11 protein-coding genes are annotated in these 13,779 nt (G+C 70.0%); 1 reads left to right on the top strand and 10 read right to left on the bottom strand.

Going from position 1 to position 13,779, the window contains the following annotated elements:
• From ACGGCP_RS03405 to ACGGCP_RS03370, 8 genes are all read right to left on the bottom strand, one after another.
• A partial coding sequence (locus tag ACGGCP_RS03405) for a hypothetical protein (RefSeq protein WP_392960388.1) occupies nt 1-645 on the bottom strand: 645 nt, incomplete at its 3' end.
• A 430-nt stretch (nt 646-1,075) separates the two neighbouring features.
• Entirely contained in the window at nt 1,076-2,989 is a 1,914-nt protein-coding gene (gene pknB, locus ACGGCP_RS03400) for a Stk1 family PASTA domain-containing Ser/Thr kinase (protein ID WP_392960385.1), read from the bottom strand.
• 70 nt (nt 2,990-3,059) lie between these two features.
• The gene (locus tag ACGGCP_RS03395) at nt 3,060-4,370 is read right to left on the bottom strand and encodes a serine/threonine-protein kinase (RefSeq protein WP_392960383.1); all 1,311 of its coding nucleotides are present in this window, start codon (nt 4,368-4,370) and stop codon (nt 3,060-3,062) included.
• A 222-nt stretch (nt 4,371-4,592) separates the two neighbouring features.
• Nucleotides 4,593-6,050, bottom strand: coding sequence for a penicillin-binding transpeptidase domain-containing protein (locus ACGGCP_RS03390; protein ID WP_392960381.1), 1,458 nt, complete (start codon nt 6,048-6,050; stop codon nt 4,593-4,595).
• A complete protein-coding gene (locus ACGGCP_RS03385; RefSeq protein WP_392960379.1) occupies nt 6,047-8,053 on the bottom strand; it encodes an FtsW/RodA/SpoVE family cell cycle protein in 2,007 nt (668 codons plus the stop codon). The genes ACGGCP_RS03390 and ACGGCP_RS03385 overlap by 4 nt, the downstream gene beginning before the upstream one ends.
• A 54-nt stretch (nt 8,054-8,107) precedes the next feature.
• Nucleotides 8,108-9,376, bottom strand: coding sequence for a protein phosphatase 2C domain-containing protein (locus tag ACGGCP_RS03380; protein WP_392960376.1), 1,269 nt, complete (start codon nt 9,374-9,376; stop codon nt 8,108-8,110).
• 71 nt (nt 9,377-9,447) lie between these two features.
• Nucleotides 9,448-9,930, bottom strand: coding sequence for an FHA domain-containing protein (locus tag ACGGCP_RS03375; protein ID WP_392960374.1), 483 nt, complete (start codon nt 9,928-9,930; stop codon nt 9,448-9,450).
• 200 nt (nt 9,931-10,130) lie between these two features.
• Nucleotides 10,131-10,844: a DUF3662 and FHA domain-containing protein gene (locus tag ACGGCP_RS03370; RefSeq protein ID WP_205325867.1), complete on the bottom strand. Its 714-nt coding sequence runs from the start codon at nt 10,842-10,844 to the stop codon at nt 10,131-10,133.
• Between the two features lie 239 nt (nt 10,845-11,083).
• Here ACGGCP_RS03370 and ACGGCP_RS03365 point away from each other — a divergent pair, with 239 nt between their 5' ends.
• Nucleotides 11,084-11,422, top strand: a complete 339-nt coding sequence (locus ACGGCP_RS03365) for a helix-turn-helix domain-containing protein (RefSeq protein WP_392960372.1) — start codon at nt 11,084-11,086, stop codon at nt 11,420-11,422.
• Nucleotides 11,423-11,464: 42 nt separating this feature from the next.
• Here the strand turns inward: ACGGCP_RS03365 and hisC are convergent, their stop codons facing one another.
• Entirely contained in the window at nt 11,465-12,520 is a 1,056-nt protein-coding gene (gene hisC, locus ACGGCP_RS03360; RefSeq protein ID WP_392960370.1) for a histidinol-phosphate transaminase, read from the bottom strand.
• Nucleotides 12,517-13,389: an RDD family protein gene (locus tag ACGGCP_RS03355; protein WP_392960367.1), complete on the bottom strand. Its 873-nt coding sequence runs from the start codon at nt 13,387-13,389 to the stop codon at nt 12,517-12,519. Before ACGGCP_RS03355 ends, hisC begins: the two co-directional genes overlap by 4 nt.
• Nucleotides 13,390-13,779 lie beyond the last annotated feature (390 nt).

The raw sequence follows: 13,779 nt of genomic DNA, 5'->3' as shown, positions 1-13,779 counted from the left end.
CGCCTCCGACAGGGTGCCCTCCAGGCCCCACATGCCGTTGCCCTGCGGGGTGAGTTCGAGGCGCTGCAGGGACTGCTCGCCCAGTTCGTCGAACAATTCGGCCTCTTCGGCGATCGAGGCCCACAGCTCGTCCAGGTGGCGGCGCAGCTCCTTGAACGAGGCGTGGGCGCAGTACTGGGCCACCATCGCCTCCGGTGTCGCGCAGGACACCTGGGCGTTGAACGGCGAGGGGACCGGGGTGCGGAAGGGGGTGCGGGCGAACAGGCGCATGGCCGGGGTCTGGTCGAGCTGGCGGACAGCGTAGGCGACCTGGTCGATCCTCGCCTTCCCTGTCGTCGCCGCCTGGGCCAGGAGGCGGAACTTGCCTGAGAGGCGGGCGATGGCCGCGATCGATCCTGCCGTGGCGTAGGTGAAGTCGAACTGGGAGAGCAACAGATCCCGCAGCGCCGAGAACCCGAACTCCGAACGGTGCAGACCCGCTTCTTTCATCGCGATCACCGAAGCGAGCACCTGAGCGTACTGGGTGTTGATGAGCGCGGCCGCCTCGTCGAGAGCCGAGCGGATCGCTGCCGCCCGGGAGGGCCGGTCCGAGACCAGGGAAGGAGAGGCGACCGGGGCGCTTGGGGTGGTGATGCTTGCTGCCATTGGTCTCGCCTCCTTGCCTGTTCTCGAATGGTCTACCTGTTTTCGCTTGCTTGTTCGTACCTCAATCATGACATGCGAAGTGTAGTGGTGTCATCACTCAAACGGGTGATTCATCCATTGAGGATGATCGATGTCCCGCCCGCCTCGGCCGAAACCGCCTGGGGCGCAACATCAACCGCGACCGGGACTGCGCTCCGCGCCGCAAGGGACGCGCTGCCACTCGGCCACCCGACACACCCTCAACGGCAATCACCCTTCTGTCACTGCCCGCCTGAACCGCAAGCAAGTCAGACCTACAGAGGCGATCAAGCCCGCATCTCTCTTCCGCTGGGAATTCTTGCGGCTGGCTCCGGACCTGTCTTGCTCGCCCGGGATGCGCACGCCAAGGGCCCGGACGCTTCGCGTCCGGGCCCCTCAGCGCTTGTCTTGGTTAGTTGTTGCCGTTGTTGCAGGTCGGGTCGATCGGGTTGCAGGACTCAGACGGCGAGGTGGACTCGTCGTCGCCGCCCCCGCCGCCGTCCTCGGCCGCAGCCGTGATGGTGACTGCCGAGCCCGGCGCGACGGCCATGCCGCTCGTGATCTGGCCGTCCTCGTTGGTGACGGCCTCGATGGTCGTGGCGGTCGCGTCGCCGTCGAGCGTGACCTGGAGCCCCGCAGCCTGCAGCGTCGCTTGAAGATCGGCCGGAGTCGTCGCAGCGTCCCAAGTGATCACCACGCCTTGGGCAGTGATGACCACCGTGGTGCCCTCGGACTCGGTCGAGTCCGCGCCAGGCGTCTGCGCGTAGACGACACCCGTCGAGGTCCCGTCCTTGGTGCCGTATTCGACCTCGACGGTGAAGTTGTCCCCCTCCAGCGTCTCCCTCGCAAGCTCGACGGTCATCCCGACGACGTTCGGCACCGTGGCCTGGCCTCCCGCCGAGACCGTCAGCGTGACCTCGGTCAGCGGCTCCACCGACTCGCCGGCCTCAGGGTTCTGGGACAGGACCTGGCCGGACGGCTCGGTGCTCTCCTCCTGGACGATCTTGACCTTGAGGTTCTGCGCCTCGAGTTTCTCCTTGGCCTCGGCTTCGTCGTCGCCGACGACGTCCTCGACCGTGACGTTCTCAGGCGGCATCCTCACGGTGATCGTCACCGTGTCGCCCTCTTCGGCCTCGCTGGCGGGCTCGGGGGTCTGCTTGGTGACGGAGCCGATGTTCGTATCGTTCGGGTCGGTCGCGAGCTCCTGTTCGACCTTGAATTCGAGGCCCGCCTCCGTGAGCGTCGCCTCGGCGTCCGCCTGTTTCTGCCCGACCACGTTCGGCACTTCCACCATCGACGAGGATTCGAGCATCTTCATGATCCCCCAGGACGCCGCGGTGACCGCGACGAGCGCAAGGATCACCCCCAGCGCGATCAGCCACGGGCGGCGCTTGCTCGACGAGGTCGCGATCGGCGTGATCGGGGCCGTGTTGTCGGCGTTGGCGAGCATCTGCGTCCGGTCGCCGGCGCTCATCACGGCAGGCGCGAGCACGGCCTGGCCGCGCGCGGCGCGGATCAGGTCCTCGCGCATCTCGCCGGCCGAGTGGTACCGGTTCTCGGGGTTCTTCGCGAGCGCCTTCATGATCACGGCGTCGACGGAGGCCGGCACGTTCGGGTTGAGCTCCGAAGGCGGCCGGGCCTCCTCCCGCACGTGCTGGTAGGCCACGGAGACGGGGTTGTCGCCGGTGAACGGCGGGTGCCCCACGAGCAGTTCGTAGAGGACGCAGCCGACGGCGTACACGTCGGAGCGGGCGTCGACGGTCTCGCCGCGCGCCTGCTCCGGGGAGAGGTACTGGGCGGTGCCGATGACGGCGCTGGTCTGGGTCATGGTCGCCTGGCCGCTCGCGAGCGCGCGGGCGATGCCGAAGTCCATGACCTTGACCTGGTTGGTGTCCGAGAGCATCACGTTGCCGGGTTTGACGTCCCGGTGGATGATGTGGTGCTTGTGGCTGAAGTCCAGGGCCGAGCACATGTCGGCCACGACCTCGCACGCTGTCGCCGGGTCGAACCGGCCCTCGGCGAGCAGGACCTCTTTGAGGGTCCGGCCGTTGACGAACTCCATCACCATGTACGGGATGCCGGCGTCCTCGCCGGTGTCGAAGACCGCGACGATGTTCGGGTGGTTCAGGGACGCCGAGTTCTGGGCCTCGCGCTGGAAGCGGATCAGGAACGACTCGTCGCGAGACAGGTCGGCCCGCAGCAGTTTCACCGCCACGTCGCGGCCGAGTCGGAGGTCCCGGCCACGGTGGACTTCAGCCATCCCCCCGTAGCCGACGACCTCGCCGATCTCGTATCTGCCGCCTAGCAGGCGGGGCTCTGTCGTCATCGCGTTTTACGTCCTCGTGTTCCGTTCATCGCGGCTTGATTCTAATCGCTGCAACAGGCCCGAAAGCCCGCTATTGGTCGTTGCAATTGGGGTTGCCCCCGATGCAGTCGCCCAGGCCCGGACCGTCGTCGGTCTGCTGCCCCGGGTCCTCTGTCGTGGTCTCCTCCTCGGGCTCGCTGCCTTCGGTGGAGGTCTGCTGGGTCGGCTCCGGTGTGGTCCCGTCGTCCTCGGGCGTGCGGCCGCCGTTCAGGGCGAGCAGGAGCCACACGATACCGCCGACCACGACGAGCGCCACGACTCCGGCGAGCACCATCACAAGCTGGCGCTGCTTCGCGGGGTCGGACGCCGGGGGCGGCGCGGCGGCTCCCAGGTTGATCCCGGGGGGCGAGGAGCCGGGCGGGACCTGGCCGCCGTGGGTCATCTGGTGCGGGACCTGCGGGGCGGCGGTCATGGGGTCGGCGACGCCGGCGGGCGGGCCGCCCATGCTGACGACGCCGGCCCGGCGCGGGAGCTGGCCGACGGGCGGCATGACGGAGGTCGACATGGGGTTGGCGTCGACGGCGACGCGGGCGAGCTGGGCCATCTCAGTGGCGCTGGCGAACCGCTGGTGGGGGTCCTTGACGAGGGAGCGCTCGACGAAGGCGCGGACGCCCGGCGGGATGTCCGGGGGGAGGGGCGGGGGCGGGGTGCGCACGTGGTGGAGGGCGAGCTCGATGGGGTTCTCGGCCTGGAAGGGGCGGTGCCCGGTGAGGCCGTGGAAGGCCACGACGCCGAGCGAGTACATGTCGGAGGCGGGCAGGACGCCGGTGCCTTCGGCCTGTTCGGGGGCGATGTAGGAGGCGGTGCCCATGACGGAGCCGGTGGCGGTGAGGTCGCCGGACGCGCCGGAGCGGGCGATGCCGAAGTCGGTGAGGACGGCCTGGCCGTCGCGGTCGCGCACCAGGATGTTGCCGGGCTTGATGTCGCGGTGGATGATGCCGCGCTCGTGGGCCTGCTGGAGGGCTTCGGCGGTGGCGGCGATGATGGGCATGAGCTCGCGGGCGTCGATCCGGCCGCGTTCGGCGATGAGGTCGGCGAGGGACTTGCCCTCGATGAACTCCATGACGAGGTAGGCGGTGGTCTCGCCGCTGGGCAGGTCGGCGTTGCCGAAGTCGTGCACGTTGACGATGTGCGGGTGGGTGAGGGCGGCCACGGTCTTGGCCTCGGCGGCGAAGCGCTTGGCGAATCCGGGCTCGCTCAGGAGCGCGGGGAGCATCGCCTTGACGGCCACGGTGCGTTCGAGGACGGTGTCCTCGGCCCGCCAGACCTCGCCCATGCCGCCCACGGCAATGCGCTCGCGCAGGCGATAGCGTTGCCCGAGGAGCATCTCAGGGCTCAACACGGCGTCTCCTCATTTCTTCGGGAGGGATCAGCTCCGGGGGATCGGCGCTTCAGTCTATAGGCACGCCGCCTGGCGCCAGGCTCGTCGTGCGGCGGCGCTGCCGCGCGACACCCGGGCTGCGACCTCTCCGAACATCCACGTCCGGGCGGGCGGTTCGGTTGCCGTATCAGAGGATCGTGAGGAAACTGTGTCTTCGCCGCGATCATTCCCGGGCCGGGCGGATCATTCCTCCCCGCCTTCGAGGACCTGCTGCATGAGGTCGCCGGAGATCTCGGCGGCCTTCGACGAGGCCCCGTCGCCGTAAGAGTCGAGGAACACGGCGACGGCGACGGCGGGTTCGCTGTCCTTGTCCATGGCCCAGCCGTGGAACCAGCCGTGATCGGGCAGCCGGTTCTCGCTGGAGTCGGAATGCTCGGCGGTGCCGGTCTTGCCGCCGACGGTGTAGCCGTCGATCTGCGCGGTCCGTCCGGTGCCGTCCTCGACGACCGCTTCCATGATGATCTGCAGTTCCTGGGCGGTGTCGAGGTCGATCGAGCGGCCGAGACCCTCCTCGGCGAAGTTCTGGACGGTGTTGCCCTCGGAGTCGGTGAGCTCGGAGACGATCTGCGGGGCCATCCGGTCGCCGCCGTTGGCGATGGTGGCGGCGACGATCGCGTTCTGCAGGACGGTCTCGCGGACCTCCTGCTGGCCGATGCAGGCCTGGGCGCGGAAGGCGTCCTCGGAGATGTCGCCGGTCCGGGAGGCGACGGTGGGCAGCGGGGTCTCGAACTCCTCGCCGAAGCCGAAGGCCTCGGTCATCGCCGTGATCTGCTCGATGCTCAGCTCCTCGACGCACATCCGCGCGAACGTGGTGTTGCACGAGAGCGCGAAGGCCTCTTCGAGCGTGTACTCCGCGTTGGGGCACTGGGCGCTCGAGTTGGTGATCTCGTGGTTGGTGCCGGGGGCGGTGTAGCCGTTCCCGGCGGGGACCATGTCGCTGGCCTTGCCGCCGTTCTCGATGTACGCGGCGGACACGATGGTCTTGAACGTCGAGCCGGGCGGGAAGTACTCCTGGCGGGTCAGGTCGAGCATGTCGCCGGAGTCGTCGAGGGCGATCTTCGCGGCCTCGGCGACCTCGCCGTTGTTCGAGGAGACCTCGGTCGGGTTCCAGCCGGGGTAGGAGGCCTCGGCGAGGATGCGGCCGGTCTGCGGGTCGATGACGACGGCGCCGCCCTTGACGCCGGTGTCGGCGAGCGCGTCGTACGCGGCCTTCTGCAGGTCGGGGTCGATCGTGGTGATGACGTTGCCGCCCGCCTTGCGCTCCTTGAGGAGGGTCGCCCAGAAGTCGTCGAAGGCGACGAGGGAGCTGGTGCCGTTCAGCAGGTCGTTCTCGGTCGCCTCCAGGTTGGACGCGCCGTAGTTGATGGACTTGAAGCCCGTGATGTTCCCGAAGTAGTCGCCTTCGGGGTAGTTCCGCTTGTAGGCGTAGTCCCCGCCGTCGGTCGGGATCGACTCGGCGATGACGAGGTCCCCGGCGAGGATCTGGCCGCGCGGGACCGAGTACTCGGCGACGATGCTGCGGCCCTGGAGCTGGCCCTCGTAGTCCTCGTGGTGGAAGAAGCCCACCCAGGTCGACTGGGCGATGAGGGCGCCCAGCAGGATCAGCGCCAGGACGCCGGTGCGCCGGATGGCCGGGTTCATTGGCCGCCCTCGTTCCTGTTGTCGTCGTTGCCGTTCGGGGGCTGCGGCCACTCGAACGCCGAGGCGGGCGGTTCGGGCTGGCGCTTGTCACGGGTGCTGTCGAACGCGGACGCGGGCGGCGGTGGCGGCGTCTGCGGGGCCGGGCGCGTGGTGTTGCCGGGGGGCGGCGGCGTGCCGAAGGCCGAGCCGGGCGGCGGGGGCGGGGTGCCGTACGCGGAGCCGGGCGGCGGCGGGGGCGGCGGGTGCTGCGGGCCGCGGGCGGCCGGGTTGCCGGGCTGACCGGTGGGTCCGCCGGTCTGGCCTGTGGGGCCTCCGGGCTGACCGGTCGGTCCGCCCGGAGGCGGCGACATCGGCGGGCCGGAGACCGGGCCGCCGGGGGGCGGGCTGAGCACGTCCTCTTCCATGGTGCCCTTGGTCGGGCCGCCGCCTTGCAGGTGGCCGGGGATGATGAGCTCGGTCGGCTGGTCGCCGCCGGGGATCGGACCGGAGTCCATGACCATGGCGGCCTCGGCCTTCGCGGCCTCCTCGGCGGCGCGCTTCGCGGCCTGCTCGGCGAGGAACTCCGGCGGGGCCTCGGTCTTCTGCAGGCCGAACGAGGCCTGCCATGGTTTGCGGGCGTCGTCCGAGACGCGCACGAACAGGCCGATGAGCAGCCACGAGCCGACGAGCGAGGAGCCGCCCGCCGCGAGGAACGTCGTGGTCTGGCCGGTCATGGGGATGAGGCCGGTGACGCCGCCGAACACGACGAACAGCTGGAACGCGAGGAGGAACGCCAGGCCACCGGCCATGAGCGAGCCGAACAGGTCGCGCGACATGATCGCGGTCTTGAAGCCGCGCTCGACGAGGACCGCGTACAGCAGCAGGATCGCGACGAGGCCGATGAGTCCGGCCTCCTCGCCGAGCGCCGCGAGGATGAAGTCGGACTCGGAGGCGGGGATGCGGTTGGGGTTGCCCGAGCCGGGCCCGTTGCCCAGGAGGCCGCCGGAGTTGAGCGCGACCAGGCCCTGCACGAGCTGGTACGAGTCGTTCTCCGGGTCGCCGACATAGGCCCACGGGTCGAGCCAGATCGCCACGCGGGTCTGCAGGTGGCTGAAGAACGGGTAGATCGCGATGCAGCCGCCGATGAACATCGTCAGGCCGATGACGATCCAGGAGGCGCGGCGCGTCGCCATGTACAGCATCGAGAGGAAGATGCTGAACAGCAGCAGCGAGGTGCCGAGGTCTCGCTCCATGACGAGGATGACGAGGCTGGCGGCCCAGACGATGACGATCGGGCCGAGGTCCTTCATGCGCGGCAGCTGCAGGCCGAGGAACTTCTTGCCCGCCACCGAGAGCATGTCCCGCTTGCGCACCAGGTACACGGCGAAGAAGATGAGCAGCATCAGCTTCGCGAACTCGCTGGGCTGCACCGAGAAGCTCCCGAGGCGGATCCAGTTCTTCGAGCCGCCCGAACCGGAGATCGAGTACGGCAGGAAGCCCGGCAGCGCCGCCAGGAAGATGCCCGCGAACAGCAGGATGTACGCGTACCCGCGCAGGACGCGGTGGTTGCGGACCAGGATCAGGAGCACGGTCAGGAGGACGACCCCGGCCATGTAGTACATGAGCTGGCGCCCGCCCTGGCCCGCGAAGATCCCCGCGTCGGCCGGGAGCGGGTCGTCGGTCGCCGCGGTGCGGTCGATGCGTCTGATGTAGACGATGCCGATGCCGGTGAGGAACGCCGCGATCGGCACGAACAGCGGGTCGGCGTACGGGGCGAGGATCTTGACCGAAGTCCAGGCGCACATCGACACGATGAAGATGAGCAGCGGCAGCATGAACGTGACCGAGGTGGTGGTCCCGGTGAGCGCCGTGTCGATGGAGAGCTGCAGGAGGAACACCGCGACGCCGCCCATGACGAGCATGACGATCTCGCGGAAGACGCGCTTGGGCATGCCCGTCAACGGGGTGAGCGGCGGTTCCGAGGGGCCCGTCGCCCGGGCGGTCGCCGACATCGGCTGGGCCATCAGTTCCCCTTGCGTCTCAGTCCGGAATGCGATGTGAGCCTATATCGGCCGCGCTCACTCGTCGCGACAGTCCTTTGCAGCCGCCGGGACCGCCTCACTCCCGCCTTCCGCGGTGGCGCACAGCGGGTCCAGGCTCTCGTTGCCCGCGTCCGGGTCGACCAGCGCGTTCAACTCCTCTTCGGCGGCCGCTTCGCCGCCCACGGTGATCCCCGACTCGAGTTCGGACTCGACGGAGTCCACGGCGTCCGCGGCGGGCCGGTCGGACTCGATGTCGAGCCACGCCAACCGGTATCCCGCCACCTCAAAAGGGAGGCCCCGGTAGAGGCTGATGTTGCCCGCCTCCGAGACCCCGATGAAGTACTGCGTGCGCGCCCACCACACGCCGCCTCCGGCGACGAGCGCGAGCACGATGAACGTGGCGAGGATCGTCCGCCACACGCGGCCCTTCTTGCGGGCCTTCGGCTGGACCTCGGCGTCCGCGGACTCGCCGTCGGCGTCGCCGGGCTCGTCGGGCTCCTTGACGGCGCGGAGCACGGCCGTGTCCGACTCGGCCAGGCGCGCGTCGGCCGCGGCGCCGCCGATGATCTGGCGCTGCTCCCCCGGGTCCTCGGCGACGACGTCGGCCACGAGGACGGTGACGTTGTCGGGGGCCCCGGCGTCGAGCGCCTGCTGCACGAGGGTCTCGGCCGCCTCCTGCGGGGTGGCGGCGTTCTGCAGCGTGCGGGCGATGTCGGCGTCGGAGACGGGCCCGGAGAGGCCGTCCGAGCAGAGCACGAGCCGGTCGCCGGGGACGCCCTTGATGGTCTGGAACGCGGGCTCGACCTCGGCCGCGCCGAGCGCGCGCAGCAGCAGGGAGCGCTGCGGGTGCCGCTCCGCCTCCTCGGCGGTGATGCGGCCCTCGTCGACGAGCATCTGCACGTACGTGTCGTCGACGGTGATCTGCTCGAAGCCGCCCTCGCGGAGGCGGTAGGCCCGCGAGTCGCCGATGTGCACGAGGTTGAACCACTCGCCGTCGAACCACAGGGCCGTGAGCGTGGTGCCCATGCCTTCTTTCTGCGGGTCGTCGGCGACCTGGCGGCGGATGGCGCGGTTCGCGTCCGCGACGGCGTCGGCGAGCTCGTCGACGACCGAGTCGGCGGGCGGGGGCACGTCCAGCCGGGCGACGGTGTTGATGACGATGGCCGAGGCGAGGTCCCCGGCGGCCATGCCGCCCATGCCGTCGGCGACGGCGATGAAGTGGGACCCGGCGAACACCGAGTCCTGGTTGCCTTGCCTCACCACCCCGCGGTCGGAGATGGCCGCGTATCGCAGGTGCAAACTCATGAATCAACCGCCGTAGCGCGGGCACGCCCGCTGTTCGATGTCGACAACGCCGTCTCTCGTTCCCCGCGCTGCTAGGGACGCAGCTCGAAGGAGGAACGCCCGATCCGGATGGGCACCCCTAGCGGGACCGGCGTGGGTGCAGTGACTCTAGCGCGCCCCAGGTAGGTGCCGTTCGTGGAGCCCAGGTCCTCGACGACCCACTGGCCGTTCTGGGGGTGCACCCGGGCGTGCTGGTTGGAGGCGAAGTCGTCGTTGATGACGATCGTCGAAGTGCGGGCGCGGCCGATCGAGATGGGCTGGCCGGTGAGCGGGAACCGGCGGCCCTGGAGCTCGCCGGTCGTCACGACCAGCCACTGCGCCGCCTGCGCCTGCTGCGGGCGCGCGCCGCGCCCGCCCGGGGCCGGCGGGGCCGAGACCGGGCCCGCGCCGCCGGCGGCCGCGGGGCGGCGCTGGGCGAGGAGGTCGCGGGTGATCGTCCGGGCGGCGGCGAACACGAACAGCCACAGCAGCACGAGGAACCCGAACCGGGCGACGGTCTGGACTATCTCAGGCATTCGGCGCTCCCAGCGAATGAACGATCGGTCCCAGACACGGTAGCCCACCGCGGCACGGACGCAGAGACGAGCCGCCGAACCCGCCCGGTCATCCCACCGCTACGGGCAAGGGGCCCTAGACCATTCAGTACGGTCGGGCGTTCCGGACCCGGATGCGACGGCACCCCGGCCCGCGGGCCGGGGTGTGCCGAGATTCCGGGCTAACCCGCCTGGAGCGTAAGCGAAGTGGTGCCGATCTGGATGACGTCGCCGGGCTGCATCGAGACCGTGGCGATGCGCTGGCCGTTGACCAGGGTGCCGTTGGTCGAGCCGAGGTCGGTGACCGAGACCTGGCGGCCGTCGAAGTCGACGCGCACATGGCGGCGGGAGATGCCGACGTCGGGGAGGCGGATCTGGGCCTGCTCGCCGCGGCCGATGATCGTGGCGCCGTGGGCGACGGTGAACTGGCGGCCGTCCGCGGTCACCAGCACCGGGCCCGTGGGGGCCTGCTGCTGCGCGGGGCCGTAGCCGCCGCCGGAGACCGGCTGGTCCATGCCCTCGTTCAGGGCCGCGACCTCGGCGGTGACCCGGAACATGCCGGTGTCGAGGCCTTCGCCGCGCTCGATCTCGACGATGACGTCGCCGTAGACGGTCCAGCCGTTCTCGCCGATGAACTCGGCCTGGGACTGGGCCAGCTCCTGCGCCAGCGCCGCCGCGTACGGGGCGAGGCGGTCGTGGTCGGGCGGGGAGAGGTCGATGACGTAGCGGTTCGGCACCAGCACGCGTCCGCCCGCGAGGACCGCCTTGTGGGTCTCGGCCTCGCGCTGCATGGCGCTGGCGATCTCGACCGGGTGCACAACGCCCTTGAACATCTTGTTGAAGGTGCCCTCGAACAGGCCCTCCAGTTGTTTCTCCAAGCGTTGCAGAACGCTCACCGGTTCTCCTCCTCGTCAGACGCCATCCGGACCGTGACGCTCCCTTGAATAGCCGCGTCGTCTCCCGATGGTATCGGCTGGCTTCCAGCGACGGCGAGCGGTTGAGACGCAACCCTTCCCCGAGTCCGATTCGTATCCTCTGATCGGGTGAGCCCCATGTCGTCCGGTGGTACCAAATGTCGGGAAAGCCAGGCAGGGGCGGGTGGCGGCGAAGGGTGAAGGCGCGTAGGGTGACGCGGGTGACAGATCGCGACTTCAGCTCATTCGTCCGGGACGTGCGCAAACGCGCCCACGTCGCGACTCGTGAGCTCTCCGACTCCGCCGGGGTCTCCAACCCCTACCTCCAGGGCGAGCGCGGCGTGCGCCGTCCCAGCGGCGCGGTCCTGCGGCAGCTGGCCCTCGCGCTCCGGATGACCACCCCGATCATGTACCTGCGGGCGAACCTCGCGCCCGACAACGGCTCCGCGACGCCGCTGGCCATCGCCACCGACCGCGAGCTCACGTCGAAGCAGAAGCAGACCCTCGCCGAGATGTACGAGGCGTTCGTCGACGAGAACGAGCGGACCTCGTCCAAGTAGACCGGAGCCGGGCGCCGGTGGGGCGCCCGGACTCTCAGCTTCCTAGGCTTCGACGAACTCGCGCAGCGCGTCGAGCATCGCGTCGTTCTCCTCCGGCAGGCCGATGGTGACGCGCACCCCGTCTCCCGCGAAGGGCCGCACCAGGATCGAACGCTGCTCGCAGTGGGCGGCGAACGCGACCGCGCGCTCGCCCAAGGGGAGCCAGAAGAAGTTCGCCTGCGAGTCCGGCACGTCCGGCACCAGGTCCCGGGCGGCCATCACGATGCGCTTGCGCTCGGAGGTCACCAGCGCGACCCGGCGGCGCATCTCGCCTTCCGCCTCCAGTGCGGCCAGGGCCGCGCGCTGCGCGGCGGCGTTGACGGCGAACGGGATCACGCAGCGGCTGACGGCGTCGGCCACGTCGGGCCGGGCGACCATGTAGCCCACGCGAAGGCCCGCGAGGCCCCACGCCTTCGAGAAGGTCCGGAAGACGACCGCGTTGCGCCGTGAGGCGTAGCGCTCGATCGCGTCCGGGCAGGCCGGGTCGGTCACGAACTCCCGGTACGCCTCGTCGATGACGACGAGCACGTCCTCGGGGACGGAGGCGAAGACCCGGTCGAGCTCCTCGGCCGTGACGGCAGGGCCCGTGGGGTTGTTGGGGCTGCAGATCACGATCGCGCGCGTGGCGGGCGTGACGGCGGCGATCATCGCGTCGATGTCGTGGCGGTGGTCGGGCGTGTTCGGCACCTGGACGCTGCGGAGCCCGGCGACCGTGGCCGCGATCGGGTAGGCCTCGAAGGAGCGCCACGAGTAGACGACCTCGCTGCCGGGCTTGGCGACGGCCTGCATGAGGTGGCCGATGAGGGCGACCGAGCCGGTGCCGGTGACGATGCGCTCGGCGGGCAGCCCGAGGCGCTTCGCGAGGACGCCGCGGAGTTCGACGACGCCGAGGTCGGGGTAGCGGTGGACGTGCTCGGCCGCGTCGGCGACCGCTTCGACGACGCCGGGGAGCGGGCCGTACGGCACCTCGTTGCTGGAGAGCTTCACGGCGTCAGGGATCGCCTTGCCGGGAACGTAGCGGGGGATGGACTCGAGGTCTTCACGCAGAGGATCGCTCATCGTGAGGGCTCCTTCTCAGGGTCGGCCTTCGCGCTGCCCACCTCGACGACGGCGGTGCCAGGGGATTTGTCGTGCAGGCATTGGCGGAAGGGTTGGTCTCGGATGCACCATATCCCGTCGAGGATCCACAGCACCGCGCCGAAGGGGAAGCAGATGAGCGGCAGCGCCGCGTAGGACCACCGCAGCAGGAGCCGGCCCCAGCCGAGGTCGACGGGCGCGAGCGAGACGACCTTGATGCCCATGAGCCGCTTGCCGAGCGTCTGCCCGGTGTTCAGGGTCGCGGGGACCTCGTAGGCGAACCACAGGCCGAGGGCGATGAGGAGGACGACCCACAGCTGGTCGGACAGGCGCGAGGGGACGGTGACGTCGCTGGCGTCAGTCGCGGCGGCGACGTCGAGGAAGTACGGCCAGAACGTCTGCCACATCTGGTAGATGAAGTAGCCGTTGACGACCGCGTTGAGCGCGAGCATGCACAGGACGTCGACGATGCGGGCGACGAAGCGCTGGCCGGGGTGGGCGAGGACGCGGCCGCCGAGGATGCGGTGGATGTCGTGGCGGGTGATCCAGCCGACGGTGACCCCTAGGGAGCGGATGGGGACGGTGTCGGGCGGCTGCACCGCGCCGGGGACGCGCTGGATGACGCGCGGGGGCGGGCCGTCGCCGTAGCTGCGGTCCATGGGGAGGGTCTCGACCGGAGTGTCTACTGTGGTCGGAGGGAGCGGTTCCGGTTCGGGGTCGACCGGTTCGGGTTCGGCGGGGGGCTCGGCGTCGGCGGGGACGGGCTTGCCGATCCAGGCGCCGCCGTCCCAGTAGCGCTGCGTGGCCGGGTCGGCGGGGTCCGGGTACCAGCCGGGTTCGATCGTGGTCATCGAGGCCATTCTTGCAGCCTCGCCCGCGCATTCCCAGTCAGTTCGGCCACAGCGGGTTCGCACCCGGCTGAAGACAACGACACGGCCCAGTCGGTTACTGCCTCGACTGGGCCGCTCGCAACGTACTGCACTTCCGACCGAGTTACCAAGCGTGAAGTCTTTTATAGCGGTGACTGGCCCCTAGGTGGCTGGTCCCGCTGTGCCTCCCGACGGCTCAGGTCGCACGTGGGTGCTCGGCGGCGGTGCCCGAATCCTTCCGATCTGCGGAGAGCTTGTCCCCGGGAAGTCCTTCCGGATCCGTAACTCATTTCTACCCGCCTACTGACGGGTAGTAAACCCCTAAGCGCAAAAAATCCGAGCAGACTTCTCGAACCGGCTCATCCGCGTGAC

Source organism: Glycomyces sp. NPDC048151, assembly GCF_043202775.1.
In the GTDB taxonomy this organism is placed as follows: Bacteria; Actinomycetota; Actinomycetes; order Mycobacteriales; family Micromonosporaceae; genus Glycomyces.
The sequence above is the reverse complement of the archived record's forward strand: the minus strand, read 5'-3'. Positions and strand labels throughout refer to the sequence as shown.